We start from the raw sequence: 16,131 nt of genomic DNA on the forward strand, positions 1-16,131 counted from the left end.
TTATTGTAACTTTGACCCACTATAATTTTTGCTGAATGATATACAAAATCAGGATAATTCTTGATGCGGAAGAGGATATTTTTCGGGATTTGGAAATAGAGTCTTCCAATACCTTGGAAGAGTTTCACAATTCCATTACCCAAGCTTTTGGATTTGGGGGAAGTGAAATGGCCTCTTTTTATACATGTGACGAAGATTGGAACCAAGATGAGGAAATCGCACTCTTTGATATGAGCGAAAATGGTTCTGATGTGCGTCTAATGAACGAAACCGTTCTGGATGACGTGCTTACCGAGCAAAGTCCCAAAATGATTTATGTCTATGATTTTTTGAGCATGTGGACATTTTTTGTGGAGTTGGCCGATATTGTGGAAAAGGAAAATGGCCGTTCATATCCCAATGTATTGTTCAGTTTTGGTGAACTTCCTGATGCCCCACCAGAGAAAAAATTCGAATCCAAACCTTCAATTGATTTTGACGATTCATTTGACAGTTACGATGATTTGGATTTTGACGAAAATTGGAACTGAAAAAGTACAAACTCAAGCTCAAAATCAAGTTCAAGTTCAAGTTCAATAGACACCCGCAACCTTTTACCCATTAAACCCTTTACCCAAAAATGCTAAACCTATACCCTGCCCAGATTGAAAGCGTGTCCCTTCATCGCGTTGGCAATAAAAGCAAGAACGAATCCATCTTTTTGTCCGCTCAGCCCTTCAACTTAAATGATGAGATGTCCGGTCTTTTAAAAGAATATTTCTTTAGACCTTTTCGAGAAAAAGAAGAGAATTATTTCCGATTCGACAACAAAGTGGATGTAGAGTTCAATGAAATTTATAAGCTTATCGGGGAGATTTTTGAGGACGTTTCCCAAATCCATTCGGTTTCAAAAAAAATAACCACCCATCTTTTTGAGCAATCCAACCATCCTCACATAAAAAGTGGAGAGGTCTATGTGGTTCACTTTTCGGATATGGTATTGGACAACCAAAAGGTGGAGGCCGTTGGAGTTTTCAAAAGCGAGCTAAAACACGATTTTTTACAGTTCCAGGAAGAAGGTCAAAACTTGGAAATCCTTATCAAACAGGGAATCAACATTAATAAATTGGATAAGGGGTGTATCATTTTCAATGTTGCCAAAGAAGATGGGTACAAGGTTTTATCTGTGGATAGCAATCGCTATGATGCTAAATATTGGTTGGAAAACTTTTTGGGCCTGTCCGCACTTACTGATGAGAACTTTTATACCAAGAATTATCTAAAGTTCTGTCAAAATTTTGCCAAAGATGTGGTTTTACCAGCAGAAGACAAACAACAAGAAGTGCTTTTTATGAATCGCGCGGTAAACCATTTTGCCAAGAACGATGCCTTTGAAGAAACTTCATTTTTGAATGAGGTCATGGAAAACCCTGAACTTATTCCAGAGTTTAAGCACTACAAGGTTGAAAAAGGTCCCAAATACAGCATTGAGGATGTTTCTAATTTTGACATTGCCAACAAGGCGGTTTCCGATGCAAGGAAAAAAATAAAGAATGTCATTAATCTGGACACTAACATTCAGATTAAAATGGATTTTATTAACCCGGAATCTGCAGAAAAATTTGTTGAAAAGGGCTGGGACGAAGAACGACAGATGTACTACTATCTGGTGTACTTTAACAAGGAGCAGAAAAGTTAAGTAAACGCAAGTTCAAGTTCAAACTCAAGAGTCAAGAGTCAAGAGTCAAGAGTCAAGAGTCAAGAGTCAAGAGTCAAGAGTCAAGAGTTAAGTTAAAAATTCAAAAAAAAACCGGATAACTAAGTACTGACATCCTGCATCCCGCATCCCGCATCCCGCATCCCGCAACTAGTTATCAAAAATCTTGCTCATATTAACATCTTGGTAATTCCGCTTCACAAAATCAAGAGCTAGAGCCAAAACCTCGCCCATGGTATTGCATTTTTTGAAATTGATGTCTTTGGCCAGTTCGTAGATTTCCATTTTCAAGCGAGTGATGTTATCCTCCAGGGAAATATCATCTATTACACATGCATCCAGCAATCTTTTGATTCTGTCTCCAGAACTTAGTATCCGCTTGGCCACAATGGAACGTTCCTCTATCTTGTATTGATCTACGGAATATTTCTGCAATTTGGTACGTACCAACTCCACCATCCGAAAATTCTCTTTGAAAAACTGGGGACGATACACTTTTAATTTCCCCTCAAAGCACTGCTGATCAAAGTCAATGGCCCTGATTTTGTATACCACATGGTCAAAATCATGCACAGGAACGATAACGTAGTTGTACGACCGCATATCCCCCAGCAGCCTGATCATACATCGCTCATTGAACTTTACAAATTCCTTGGCCAATTGGGCTTTTTCCGCCTCGGTACACTTGGGCAACATGTCCTCGATAAATACATCACCCGGAATCCCGGCAATGTGCTCCTCAATCAGGGTATCTCCAAATACCAAAAAGTTAAGGTTGTATGGCGAAAGCATATGTTCCAGCTCCAATCCATATACCCTGGAAGCATCTGTTTTTTTGACATAGAAATAGGTGTAATTGTCGTTAAGGATATTCCGAATCTTTATCCGGAAGGGTTTTGAATTCCCAAAAGTGCAGTAATCCACGGCATCCACGTTGAGGTAATCCAAAATCCGGTCTCCCCCATCCGAGTGTAAAATGGAATACACCTTTTTCAAACTTAAGTCGATTTCCTCGCGATCAAAATCGGAGTAATACACCCGTACCCAAAGCGTATCCTCCCCATCGGCATCATAAACCACTACAGAACCTGCAAAGCGCAAGAGATCTTCGTAAAAAATGGGAATCTCTATTTTACGGCTGTACCGGTGTAGATATCCATCCAGTTTTTTGTTGACCGGATAAGCCGGTTTTTTCTTCGACATCAATTTTTCTTCGGACATTCTTTCCCTAATTTGTAACAAAATTGGCTATACCTCGTCAAGTTACTATAAACTAATCAAAAAACGATTCCGTCTTGGAAACAATACTGACCGTACAAAATCTGACCAAGAAATTTGGTTTTCTTACTGCTGTCAAAGACTTGTCTTTCACCATAGAAAAAGGCAACGTCTATGGCATTTTGGGGCCTAACGGTAGCGGTAAATCCACCACCTTGGGCATTATTCTAAATGTAGTTAACCGTACCGCTGGCGACTTTAGCTGGTTTAACGGTAACACCTCTACCCACGAAGCTTTAAAAAAGGTGGGGGCCATTATTGAACGGCCCAACTTCTATCCGTATATGTCCGCGATTCAGAACTTGAAGCTGGTATGTAAGATTAAGGAAGTCTCAGAAACCAAGATTCAGGAAAAATTGGAACTGGTAGGCCTTTGGGAGCGAAAGGATAGTAAATTTAAAACCTATTCGTTGGGAATGAAACAGCGCTTGGCCATTGCCTCTGCCTTGTTAAACGACCCAGAAATTCTTATTCTGGATGAACCTACTAACGGATTGGACCCTCAGGGCATTCATCAAATCAGACAAATCATCAAGAAAATTGCCGGTCAAGGAACCACGATCCTTTTAGCTTCGCACTTATTGGACGAGGTGGAAAAAGTATGTTCCCATGTGGTAATCCTAAGAAAGGGTGAAAAGTTGTATTCGGGACCTGTGGATGGCATGTTGGCCAGTCATGGGTTCTTTGAGCTTCGCACAACGGATATGGACAAGTTGGAGCAATTGCTGGACAAGAACGCCAGTTTTGGTAAAATCACCCGGGAAAATGGCACCCTTACCGCTTTTCTTAAAGAAGAAATGCAGGCAGAAGAACTGAACAAGATTCTGTATGAGAAAGGCTTGGTTTTATCTCATCTGGTAAAACGGAAGGAAAGCCTTGAGGAGCAATTTTTGACCTTGACCAAAAACAACTAATCAGAAAACGAATGGTACGCTTACTACACATAGAATTCATCAAGCTTTGGAATAATAGAACAAGTAGAATACTCATCCTTACTTCCTTTATTTTCCCATTTTCCATATTAATTTTATCGTCAATTAAGATTCCTTTCTTTGGCTTTTTCACTCTCGACCTGGGTAAAACTGGAATTTTCAATGTTCCAATAATTTGGCATATCAGTACTTTTTTTATTGCGTTCTTTAAAATTTTCTTTGCAATTGTGGTCGTTTCAATGATTGGAAACGAATATAGCAATCGAACTATCAAGCAAAATTTAATTGATGGCTTATCAAAAAAAGAATTCATTCTTTCTAAGTTTTATTTTATTCTTACCTATTCATTGATTTCTTCAATTGTTGTATTTCTTATAACTTTAATAATTGCCTTATTTCATTCAAGTTACACTGAAATGAACCTCCTGTTTCGAGGAAGTGAGTTTGTACTTGCATATTTCTTTAAGCTAGTTGGTTTCTTCAGCTTGTGCTTCTTTTTGGGCGTACTGATTAAAAGATCCGCTTTTGCTCTTGGATTTTTGTTTATCTCCTTCATAGTGGAGATGATTTTGTATGCATTATTCAAATGGAAATGGTTCAATGATCAAATTGCTGATCAAATAATGCAGTTTTTTCCTTTTACATCACTTTGGTCCTTGATAAATCAACCTATTCAAAGAGTTGTTGCCATGTCAGTACCTGAAAAACAGGATTTGATATATGATTACTCCGTGCATTGGCATGAAGTACTAATTGTTGTCGGTTGGACAGGTCTATTCATCTATTTATCATACGTATTGTTGAAAAAGCGGGATTTATAGTATCTTGTCAGGTACTGTTATCCGTTGAATGCTATATAAATACGTTTGTTTTTTCCTGATGTTTTTCTCCGTCCATGGCCTTTTTGGACAGGGAGAGACTTCCAATTGGTATTTTGGAAATGGGGCTGGAATTACCTTCAATAATGATGGTACCGTTACCCCGTTATCTGGTGGGCGCATTAACACCTTTGAAGGCTGCACCTCCATTTCGGATGGTATTGGCAATCTCTTGCTCTATACAGACGGTATTACCGTTTATGACCGCACCCATAATATAATGCAAGGCGGGAGTGGGTTATATGGCGATCCTTCCAGTACTCAATCTGCAATTGTGGTACAAAAACCACAAGATCCCAATATTCTGTACATCTTTACGGTAGATACCTCAACATTTGAGGAGGATCCGGATCGCGGACTAAGCTATTCTGTTGTGGACATGACTCTCAATGGAGGAAATGGAGTCGTAATTCAAAAAAATGTGAACCTCCTTCCCGATTGTTCGGAGAAAATTACCGCGGTAATCAAAGATTGTTCAGATGAATCTATTTGGGTGGTAACTCTAGGCTCCGAAGATGGTAGCCAAGGGCCTTTCAATACCTACCATGCTTTCGAAGTAAGCATGGCCGGTGTCAATACCACCGCTGTAAAATCCACCTTTCCCAGTCTGGAAATTCAGGATCCGCGTGGTTACCTAAAGTTTTCGGCGGATGGAAAGAAATTGGCCAGTGCCAATATGGCCTTTGGGCTTTATTTGTATGATTTTAATACGACTACTGGTATAGTGGACAATCAGGAAAGGGTTATCGTAACCGCTCCCAATAAGATTCCGTATGGTTTGGAGTTCTCCCCCAATCAACGTTTTTTGTACGTACATACCTCCAACAACCTCCCAGCGCTTGAAGAGGAGGGCCATTCTTCTTCGCTATTGCAGTATGACCTTACCGCTACCAATGTGGCAGCATCCGAAATGGAAATAGACCGAAGATCCATTTATCGCGGAGCGTTACAATTGGGTCAAAACGGAAAAATCTACAGAACTATTGCTGAAAATTATATCCGAGGCACTTCATTCTTGGGGGTTATTGAAAATCCCAATGAGCAGGGAAACGCGGCCAATTACAAACACAATGCTATAAACTTAGGGAGCGGAAGGGCTACGCAGGGGCTCCCACCCTTTATTCAGTCCTACTTTGACAGAGTTGCCCTAATTAAAAATAACGATGGATCGGAAAGCACCTCTGGTACTATTTGTGAAGGTGAAGATTTTTCTTTTGAGGCTGATGTTGTTCCCAATGCAACCTATAATTGGGAAAAGGACGGCACCGCCATATCCAATGCTGGAAATATATTGACGGTGACCAATGCCGACCCTTCTGATGCCGGTAGATATAGTCTATCGATAGTTCCTAACGACCCTAGTCAATGTCCTGTTATCGGGGAGGCTTTCATCTCGGTGAACCCGTTACCCATTGCACCTCCTCTAACTTTGGCCCAATGCGACATAGTCCTGGATGGGAACGATGATGGTTTTACGGCATTCAATCTGGAAGAAGCCATTTTTGACACCGCGTACAGCTATTCTTTTTACGAAAGCTTGTCAGATTTGGGAACTGGCAACGAAATAAGTAGTCCCGTTGGCTATACCAATACCTCTGCATTCAACCAGTCCATTTATTATCAAATCGTGGATGGCAACGGCTGTTCCAATTCCGGGGAACTCCAACTTGAGGTTAGGTCTATACTTTTAAATCCGGATGACGCAAAAACCTTTTATGAATGTGACATTGATACCGAAGATGATGCCCTGGAGGGTATCTTTAATTTGACTCAAATCCGGGCCTTGGAATATCCAAACTCCGATGTTTCATTTTATGCTTCGGTTGAAGATGCCACCCTTGAACTGAATCCCATTTCCGGAAATTACCTTTCGGAATCCACCACAATATATGCCCGTTTGGAAAGCAACAATGAATGTGAGGATATCGATGCCATAAATTTCGTGGTGAATCCTACGCCTTCCATTAAATTTCCCGAAGAAATCTCCTGGTGCACGGATGGACCACCGTTAGTGGTCATGGCCCCTGACGGTTATGATAGCTACCAATGGTACAGGAGAAATGGAACCAGTCTCCAATTTGTAGGCGATTTACAGGATATTTCCATTGCAGCGGTTGGCGGATATACTCTGGAAGTTGGTTATCGGTATGTCAGGGACGAAGGAGTTTTTGAGTGTTTCAATACCGCGGATTTCGAGATTGTTCCCTCGAACAAAGCTCTGATTCAAGATGTGCTTATTGAGGACTTATCAGCTGATAACCTGGTGGAAATATTGGTTACTGGAGACGGGGACTACGAGTTTTCACTGGACGGATTCAATTATCAAGATTCGCCGATTTTTGAAAATATTGATCCGGGTTTTATAACGGTAAGCGTTCAGGACAAAAATGGCTGTGGAATAAGCAAGCAAAAAATAGCGATAATTGGATATCCCAAGTTTTTCACGCCAAATGGAGACAATGTTAATGATACCTGGCAACTCATCGGTGTCGACGAGGTGTATCAGGCCAATAGTCTTATTTCCATTTATAATCGCTATGGGGAACTCATGGCATTGCTTAGTCCCCAAACCAATGGATGGAACGGCACTTTCAACAATAATGAATTGCCCGCATCAGATTATTGGTTCAAAGTGAATTTGGAAGATGGCAGGGTTTTCAAAGGGCATTTTAGTTTAAAACGTTAAACCTTGGTTGAATCATAAAAATGACTACCTTTTAGGTAGGATTGCTATTGAATGTTAAAAAAACTGCTACATATCGTTGTACTTGGTATAACGGCGGTTGGGATGGCCCAGGAATGTCCCAATTTGCTTAGTCCGGTAAACGGTGCAACCAATGTTCCTGTGGATGCTACCATTACCTGGGCCGTTTCCGATGGTATTCCAGGCTACAGAATCCGACTGGGCACCACAGACGGTGGAGCAGAAATACTGGAACAATCCGTGGGAAGCGCAACCACCTATACACCCCCATTGGGATTACCTGAAAACACCCAAATTTACGTCACCATTATCCTGGATTTTTTGTTTCAAGGGAGTCAGGATATTATCTGTAGCAGCCAAACCTTCACCACTGAAGACGTGGTCACTGCGCCGGGATGCACTACCTTTAGGACACCAGTGGACGGAGCCACAGATGTCAGCGTTTTTTCCAATCTTTCTTGGTTTTATGCGCCAACGGCAACGGGCTATAACGTTTCAATAGGAACTGCCCCCGGAACAGATGATGTAGTTCCCCTAACGGATGTTGGCAATGTAATATCCTTCAACCCACCCGGGCAACTACCCGCGAATACACAATTATACGCTACCGTTACCCCATATAATGAAAATGGTAACGCCCCCAATTGCTCAGAAATTAGTTTTACCACCGCCACTTTGGCCCCATTACCTGGATGCACGTCCTTGGTTACACCTGCCAATGGGGAGATCAACGTACCGCTAACCCCGTTAATAGAATGGTTGCCGGTTCCGGGTGCCACAGGATATCGGGTTACCATTGGTTCCACTATTGACGGTACAGACATATTGAACAATACATCATTCTCTAGCAATTCCACCCTTGTCCTCAATTTTGAACCCAACCGAACTTTCTTTATCACCATTGTACCCTTCAATGCCGCTGGAAGTGCCATTGGTTGTGTACAAGAAAGTTTTTCCACTTTATTGGGCTGTGGGCCATACTTGGATCCCAATACGGGAGAATTTATAACCTTTGGCCCTGAAATAGATTTTCCGGAAACCCTTTCCTTTTGTCAGAACGAAGCACCTTTGACCATTACCGCACCTGATTTCGCTGATGGCTACAGATGGTTTCAGATAGATGATTTTGACAACGAGGTGATGATCTCCAATTCCAATGAGGTTACAGTGAGTGAGAATGGACGCTACCGGTATATGGCGTTTAATGTGGTTTCCCAAGGGAGCGGTATTGTCGAATGCCCCACCTCGCAGGTGTTTGAGGTAGTTTCGTCCGAGACAGCTACCATTAATGGCCTATCTGCGGTGGATACAGCACTGGGATTTGAGGTTACCATAAGTGCAACTGGTAATGGAGACTATGAATTTGCTGTTGATGACATCAATGGACCTTATCAAGATAGCAATGTCTTTTCCGGAGTTATCCCGGGCTCGCATACCTTCTATGTGAGGGATAAAAATGGATGTGGAACGGTTAGCGAAAAGTTTATTCAGGATTTATCCGTAGAAGGTTTTCCTAAATTCTTCACCCCAAATGGGGACAATGTCAATGATATCTGGCAATTTGTCCTACCCAAGGAGGGCAATGCTGTGATACCGAGGAATATTCGAATATTTGACAGGTATGGAAGGCTGCTATCCGTTATCACTGAAAACTCTTCGGGATGGGACGGCAACTATGGAGGCAGACCCCTTCCAGCGGGTGAATATTGGTTTTCTGCCACTGATGATCAAAATCGCGAAGTCCAAGGGCATTTTGCATTAAAAAGATAATGGTCCTTGCTTCCCTATGCCCTATCCCTTTAGTATTTTTATAGCATGAAGTTTCAAGTCGTATCGGAGTTTGATCCTACCGGTGATCAACCGCAGGCCATTCAACAATTGGTTACAGGAATTGAAGAAGGTGAGCCCCATCAAACCCTGTTGGGGGTAACGGGTTCCGGGAAAACCTTTACCGTAGCCAATGTGGTGGAACGTGTACAACGACCTACCTTGGTACTAGCCCATAATAAGACGTTGGCTGCCCAATTGTATTCCGAATTCAAGCAATTTTTCCCCAACAATGCGGTGGAGTACTTTGTGTCCTACTACGATTATTATCAACCTGAAGCCTATATCCCTACCAGCGGTCTATATATTGAAAAGGACCTTAGCATCAATGAGGATATTGAAAAGCTGCGCTTAAGTGCTACTTCTTCGCTACTCTCCGGAAGAAGGGATGTTCTGGTTGTTGCTTCTGTTTCTTGTTTATATGGTATTGGAAACCCTATTGAATTTCAAAAGAATGTGATTTCCATTCACCGTGACCAGGTCATTTCCAGGACCAAATTCCTGAAACAACTGGTTCAGAGTCTATATTCCCGCACCACCGCTGATTTCAGAAATGGAAATTTCAGAGTAAAAGGAGATGTAGTCGATGTTTTTCCGGGTTATGCGGACCATGCTTTCAGAATTCACTTTTTTGGAGATGAAATCGAGGAAATTGAGGCTTTGGATCCGTTCAATAATAAGGTCATTGAAATCTATGATTCGCTGAATATCTATCCGGCCAATATGTTTGTGACCTCTCCGGATATTTTGCATAACGCCATCCACATGATTCAGGATGACTTAGTGAAGCAAATTGACTATTTCAAAGAAATTGGACGACCCTTGGAGGCCAAACGCTTGGAAGAACGCACCAATTTTGATTTGGAAATGATCAGGGAATTGGGCTATTGCTCCGGTATCGAAAATTACTCCAGATATCTGGATGGACGGGAACCGGGAACAAGACCTTTCTGCTTGTTGGATTATTTTCCAGATGATTATCTTATGTTGATTGACGAAAGCCATGTGACCATTCCTCAAGTGCACGCTATGTATGGCGGTGACCGTTCACGGAAAGAAAATTTAGTGGACTACGGTTTTCGACTTCCTGCCGCCTTGGATAATCGTCCACTAAAATTTGAGGAGTTTGAAACCCTTCAAAACCAGGTCATCTATGTGAGCGCCACTCCAGCTGATTATGAACTGCAATTAAGCCAAGGGGTGTACGTTGAGCAGGTGATCAGGCCTACAGGCTTGTTGGATCCCATTATTGAGGTAAAACCCAGTATAAACCAGATTGATGATTTGGTGGAAGAAATTCAGCAACGGGTGGAACTGGATGAGCGTACCTTGGTTACCACTTTGACCAAGCGGATGGCAGAGGAATTGACCAAATACCTATCCAGAATCGATGTTCGGTGCAGGTATATTCACAGTGATGTGGATACCTTGGAGCGGGTGGAAATCATGCAGGATTTGCGCAAAGGGCTTTTTGATGTATTAATAGGTGTTAACCTACTTCGGGAAGGCTTGGATTTGCCTGAGGTTTCCCTGGTTGCCATTTTGGATGCGGACAAAGAAGGATTTTTACGAAGTAACCGTTCCCTGACCCAAACAGTGGGTAGGGCCGCCCGTAACCTTAATGGAAAAGCCATCATGTATGCAGATACCATTACGGAGAGCATGCAGAAAACGATAGACGAGACCAACTATCGGAGAGAAAAACAAATCAACTACAACACAGAGAATAATATTACCCCCAAAGCCTTAAACAAGAACTTGGATAATGCTTTGGCCAAAAATTCGGTGTCCACCTACCATTTCCAAAAGGAGGAGCTACGAGCTGCCGAACCCGATTTGGAGTATTTGACACCCGATCAAAAGGAAAAATTGATTCGAGAAAAGCGAAAGGCCATGGAAAAAGCAGCCAAGGAACTCAACTTTATGGAAGCGGCTAAACTCCGGGATGAAATAAAAACACTTCAGGAACAGGAATAAAAAGAAAGCGCGTCCCTACGTAGAAGTGTAGAAACGCGCTCACAAACTAACCAACTAAACCAACCCTGCCGAGAATCGGCAGGCCATCATGAAAAACACCTAAGTTGGTGTTCCCAATTTTTTATACTCTTAACCGATGGAAATTAAACGCTTTGGCGCAGGCAATGCTTCCTCCTTTTTAGGTAAGGTCAAGCGTAGAATACCGTCCTCATATTTAGCGTCTATCTTGGAACCATCAACAGTTTCAGGTAAGGTAAACGCTCTTTGGAAGGATGAATATGCAAACTCCCTTCGGGTATAATTATCATTCTCTTTCTTACTTTCGGATTTTACCTCGTTGGAAATGGTAAGCACATCATTGTCCACTTCTACTTTAAAATCCTCTTTTTTACCTCCAGGAACCGCTAGTTCCAATTCAAAACCTTCTGTATTGTCTTTAATATTGACTGCAGGAAGGTTGCTATTCCAGTTTTCTGTTCCACCAAACCAATCAGGTCTAAGGAAGTCATTCATTAGGGATGGAAAAAACAGATTGTTTCTTTTTACTATACTCATGGTGATTCAATTTTATTATATATGTGTAAATCACCTAGCTATAGTCAAATCCTATACCAATGCAAAAACCATGTCATTTTGACATTTCTTTAACAGAAAATAATGACATTTTGTCTTTAGTTATAATGTGCTTTGAAGATATTGATGAGTACATCGACCGGAACGACCTTGTTGGGATATTGGTGCATTACCTCCAAAACCTGCCCAATTGCTGAAGGTGGCAACCCCATGGCGAGGCCAATGTTATGAAGTGTCCTAATTTCCTTTTGATGCTGTTCCTGATCAATGTTCATCAAAAGTAAGAGACGATGGAACTGCACTATACGTTCTGCTTGGGATTTTAAAACCACCTTCGGAGATTTTTCATTGAGAAGTCCATCAAAGGTTTCCTTGTTGATTCCCAAATGGGAGGCCACACTCAATAAAAATTGGTATTCGGAGTCCTTAAGGGAATGATCCACCCTTGCAAAGGCAATCATTTCAGATAAGATGCTGAGTTTCTCCTTATGGGTCCCCATGGTAGTGGTTTACGGTTTGGTTTCCAATAGATAACTCTTGAAAGAGCTGTTTTAGTGCCTAATTCGTTGAAATTAACTATGTTAAAATTTGTTTTAGGTATTTTGGAGGTAGTAGTTGAATCCTACGAAACAAAAAAAAGCATCACCCCATGGTGATGCCTTTTCAGTTTATTTCGTGCAGGATATTATCCCAATACCTCTTTTACCTTATCAGCAGCTTCCTGAAATTGAACAGCAGAATGTACCGCCAATCCAGAATTATCTATAATTTCCTTGGCCAGTTCCGCATTGGTTCCCTGTAGTCTTACTATAATTGGCACTTTGATAGCATCTCCCATGTTTTTATAGGCATCCACAACACCTTGCGCCACTCTATCACAACGGACAATTCCGCCAAAAATATTGATCAATATTGCCTTTACATTCGGATCTTTTAAGATTATTCTAAAGGCCTCCTCAACTCTTTTGGCATCAGCCGTACCTCCTACATCCAAAAAGTTGGCTGGCTCACCACCTGCCATCTTGATCAAATCCATGGTGGCCATGGCTAAACCAGCTCCATTTACCATGCAACCTACATTGCCATCCAAATCCACGTAGTTCAAGCCAACTTCCCTGGCTTCAACCTCTATGGGGTTTTCTTCACGAAGGTCGCGCATTTCTGCATAGTTCTTTCTGCGATATAGCGCATTATCATCAATGGACACTTTTGCATCCACAGCCATGATCTTATCATCCGAGGTCTTAAGTACAGGGTTGATTTCAAACAAACTGGCATCACTTTCCTGATACGCTCTGTAAAGTGCAGATACAAACTTCACCATATCCTTAAAAGCAGCACCAGACAAGCCAAGATTAAAAGCTATTTTCCGAGCTTGGAATGGCATAAGTCCTACGGCAGGATCAATTTCCTCAGTAAAAATCAAATGTGGGGTCTTTTCAGCAACTTCCTCAATATCCATTCCCCCTTCCGTGGAGTACATGATCATATTTCTACCACTGCCTCTGTTCAACAGAACGGACATATAGAACTCACTGGTTTCACTGTCGCCTGGATAATAAACGTCTTCGGCAATTAAGACCTGGTGTACTTTTTTTCCCTCGGCAGACGTCTGTGGGGTTATCAAGTTCATTCCAATGATATTGCCTGCCAACTCTTCAACTTCCTTCAAGTTTTTGGCCAGCTTTACACCCCCGCCTTTTCCTCTTCCTCCGGCATGGACCTGTGCCTTTATAACGTGCCATCCCGTTCCTGTCTCTTGCGTAAGTTGTTTGGCAGCATCTACCGCTTGCTTTGCGTTCCTAGCTACGATTCCTCTTTGGATTCTGACACCGAAACTGGCTAAAATTTCTTTCCCTTGATATTCGTGAAGATTCATCTGTGAATTGACTTTTGTTTGCGGACAAAAATAGAAAACCACATTGACAAATTGAAGGGAAAACGTATTAATGCGGGTAATAATTGAAATGTGGGCAATTATTCAAGGATTGGCGCTCAATTTGAAGCAAAATCAATGGGAAATTCAAAATCGAAAAAGTTGTTGATCAGATGCCGGCGAGATCAGTGAACAGTTATCAATGAACCGTTAACAAGGAACAATGTTCAATTTTGGATTGTGAAGTCTTCATGTTGAGCTGAGATTGAATTCAGAATTTAAAATTTAGCATTCAACGCTTAGAACCAGAAAACTTTCTTGTCTTGGTTCTTGGTTCTAAAATGCATCCTACGTCTTGAAATTCTTGAAATCCAGTGGGTCAAAGTTTTTAAAGTGTCCGTTCAATTCAATCAACGTCTTGGTTCTATTAACTTCTTCTAGCACAGTAATGGTGGAATCCAAGTGCTGTTTAATAAATAATAAACGATTCGTTTCCTTGGAAATTTGAAGCAGTTCGTACTCTTGCTCAAAGGAAAGTCCCATCTTGTGCGCCAGCGAAAAACTATTGAACTGCTTGGGTTGGGGCTGGCTGAAGGGTACATCCATTAGTTCGTACAATGTTTCCAATTTATCCAACACCTCTTGCCGCAAGCTTTCGTCCGCGCTATATTCAATATCCAAAAACTCCACCTCTCCCCCAGCGTATAACTTGTCCTCCAATTGCTGTTCAAAACTCAAAATCTGGAAAACTTGCCGTGCGACGCAAACCACATCCATCTCTCCATTTTCGTAGGTGGTTACCACTTCAACCAATTGCACTTCGGTACCAAAAGCAATGGTATTATCAATAAAAACAGGGATTCCAAAAGTCACAGCTTCCTGCCTGCAATCGTTGATCAATTGCTTATAGCGGTCCTCAAAAATGTGCAAGGGGACCGTTTCACCCGGAAAAAAGACCGATTGCAAAGGAAAAAGGGGTAATTTCATGCTGCGAATTTGTATTAAAAGTACAATGCTAACCTTAAAGCCGCAAGTTCAATTTGCTTGCATTGTTATATTTTAAACAAATTGTTATATTAATATGATTTGATATTATATTCTTGCTTTGCTAACCTACAACACATAGATTTGTTTGAAAGACTAATTTGAACATGAACTCCCAGAATTTACTAAAGATTTCAAGGCAATTTGGCGCACCTGTATATGTGTACGATGCCGAAAAAATTGCATCCCAATACCAAAGATTGACCAATGCCTTTCAAGGTGTGGGCAGTCTTCGACTTAATTACGCAGCTAAAGCGCTTTCCAATATTTCCATTCTTCGCTTGATGAACCAGTTGGGCAGTGGCCTCGATACCGTTTCCATACAAGAGGTTAAATTGGGTTTAATGGCTGGGTTTAAGCCCGAGTCCATTATTTTCACCCCTAATGGTGTTTCCTTGGAAGAAATCGAAGAAGCATCGGCTTTGGGCGTGCAAATCAATATTGATAACCTATCCGTACTTGAGCAATTTGGAAGTAAGCATCCGGACGTCCCTGTATGCATCCGAATCAATCCGCATGTGATGGCCGGGGGTAACTCCAAAATTTCCGTAGGGCATATCGATTCCAAGTTTGGTATCAGCATCCATCAGATTCCGCATCTTTTGCGCATTGTTGATCTCACCAAAATGAACATCAACGGTATCCATATGCATACGGGTAGCGATATTTTGGATATTGACGTATTCCTATACGCCTCGGAGATTCTTTTTGAAACAGCCAAGAACTTCAAAAATCTTGAATTTATCGATTTTGGTAGTGGTTTTAAGGTTCCCTATAAAAAAGGCGACATTGAAACCAATATTGAAGAATTGGGCAAAAAACTCACCACAAGGTTCAACCAGTTTTGTGAAGATTACGGAAAAGAATTGACCTTGGCGTTTGAACCAGGGAAATTCTTGGTGAGCGAGGCAGGATATTTCTTAGCCAAAGTCAATGTGGTGAAACAGACAACCTCTACCGTGTTTGCCAGCGTGGATTCTGGATTCAATCACCTGATCAGACCTATGCTATATGGATCTTCCCATGAGATCAGCAACATTTCAAATCCAAAAGGCAGGGAACGTTATTATTCCGTAGTTGGTTATATTTGTGAGACAGACACTTTTGGCAGTAACCGCAGGATCAACGAAATCTCCGAAGGAGATATTCTGTGTTTTAAGAATGCCGGAGCCTATTGCTTTACTATGTCAAGTAATTACAATTCACGTTTTAGACCCGCCGAGGTGCTTTGGCATCAAGGTAAAGCCCATTTGATTAGGGAGCGTGAAACTTTTGACGACATCCTGAGAAACCAAGTGGATGTAAAAAACTTGTTTGAAACCCCAAAAGCAGAAGTCATTAAATAG

Annotated in this window: 13 protein-coding genes; 8 read left to right on the forward strand and 5 right to left on the reverse strand. The window is 41.6% G+C overall.

From position 1 onward, the window contains the following. The first annotated feature begins 35 nt into the window (after window positions 1–35). Both FGG15_RS06540 and FGG15_RS06545 read left to right on the forward strand, forming a co-directional pair. Window positions 36–530 (forward strand): IS1096 element passenger TnpR family protein, encoded by a 495-nt coding sequence (locus FGG15_RS06540; RefSeq protein WP_138834439.1) that lies wholly within the window; start codon window positions 36–38, stop codon window positions 528–530. 89 nt (window positions 531–619) lie between these two features. After that, window positions 620–1,678 carry a nucleoid-associated protein gene (locus FGG15_RS06545; protein WP_138834442.1) on the forward strand — a complete coding sequence of 353 codons (1,059 nt, stop codon included), beginning with the start codon at window positions 620–622 and terminating at the stop codon, window positions 1,676–1,678. A gap of 168 nt (window positions 1,679–1,846) precedes the next feature. Here the strand turns inward: FGG15_RS06545 and FGG15_RS06550 are convergent, their stop codons facing one another. Next, the gene (locus FGG15_RS06550; protein ID WP_138834444.1) at window positions 1,847–2,917 is read right to left on the reverse strand and encodes a hypothetical protein; all 1,071 of its coding nucleotides are present in this window, start codon (window positions 2,915–2,917) and stop codon (window positions 1,847–1,849) included. A gap of 74 nt (window positions 2,918–2,991) precedes the next feature. Here FGG15_RS06550 and FGG15_RS06555 point away from each other — a divergent pair, with 74 nt between their 5' ends. From FGG15_RS06555 to uvrB, 5 genes are read left to right on the forward strand one after another with little or no spacing between them, the layout of a single operon-like run. Further along, window positions 2,992–3,888, forward strand: a complete 897-nt coding sequence (locus FGG15_RS06555) for an ABC transporter ATP-binding protein (protein WP_138834446.1) — start codon at window positions 2,992–2,994, stop codon at window positions 3,886–3,888. A gap of 11 nt (window positions 3,889–3,899) precedes the next feature. Continuing rightward, window positions 3,900–4,727: an ABC transporter permease gene (locus FGG15_RS06560; RefSeq protein WP_138834447.1), complete on the forward strand. Its 828-nt coding sequence runs from the start codon at window positions 3,900–3,902 to the stop codon at window positions 4,725–4,727. Between the two features lie 58 nt (window positions 4,728–4,785). After that, entirely contained in the window at window positions 4,786–7,470 is a 2,685-nt protein-coding gene (locus FGG15_RS06565; protein ID WP_237561760.1) for a T9SS type B sorting domain-containing protein, read from the forward strand. Between the two features lie 51 nt (window positions 7,471–7,521). After that, window positions 7,522–9,258 (forward strand): T9SS type B sorting domain-containing protein, encoded by a 1,737-nt coding sequence (locus FGG15_RS06570; RefSeq protein WP_138834452.1) that lies wholly within the window; start codon window positions 7,522–7,524, stop codon window positions 9,256–9,258. Window positions 9,259–9,303: 45 nt separating this feature from the next. Next, a complete protein-coding gene (uvrB, locus tag FGG15_RS06575) occupies window positions 9,304–11,292 on the forward strand; it encodes an excinuclease ABC subunit UvrB (protein WP_138834454.1) in 1,989 nt (662 codons plus the stop codon). Window positions 11,293–11,421: 129 nt separating this feature from the next. Here the strand turns inward: uvrB and FGG15_RS06580 are convergent, their stop codons facing one another. From FGG15_RS06580 to FGG15_RS06595, 4 genes are all read right to left on the reverse strand, one after another. Continuing rightward, entirely contained in the window at window positions 11,422–11,847 is a 426-nt protein-coding gene (locus FGG15_RS06580) for an Hsp20/alpha crystallin family protein (protein WP_138834456.1), read from the reverse strand. A 116-nt stretch (window positions 11,848–11,963) separates the two neighbouring features. Continuing rightward, window positions 11,964–12,365, reverse strand: coding sequence for a TerB family tellurite resistance protein (locus FGG15_RS06585; protein WP_138834458.1), 402 nt, complete (start codon window positions 12,363–12,365; stop codon window positions 11,964–11,966). A 185-nt stretch (window positions 12,366–12,550) separates the two neighbouring features. After that, window positions 12,551–13,744, reverse strand: a complete 1,194-nt coding sequence (gene sucC / locus FGG15_RS06590; protein WP_138834460.1) for an ADP-forming succinate--CoA ligase subunit beta — start codon at window positions 13,742–13,744, stop codon at window positions 12,551–12,553. A gap of 345 nt (window positions 13,745–14,089) precedes the next feature. Further along, window positions 14,090–14,728 (reverse strand): LON peptidase substrate-binding domain-containing protein, encoded by a 639-nt coding sequence (locus FGG15_RS06595; RefSeq protein WP_138834462.1) that lies wholly within the window; start codon window positions 14,726–14,728, stop codon window positions 14,090–14,092. Between the two features lie 164 nt (window positions 14,729–14,892). Between FGG15_RS06595 and lysA the strand changes: the two genes are divergently transcribed. Continuing rightward, on the forward strand, window positions 14,893–16,131 hold the full coding sequence (gene lysA, locus FGG15_RS06600; protein ID WP_138834464.1) for a diaminopimelate decarboxylase: 1,239 nt from the start codon (window positions 14,893–14,895) through the stop codon (window positions 16,129–16,131).

It is taken from the genome of Flagellimonas algicola (genome assembly GCF_005937185.1).
Classification (GTDB): domain Bacteria; phylum Bacteroidota; class Bacteroidia; order Flavobacteriales; family Flavobacteriaceae; genus Flagellimonas; species Flagellimonas algicola.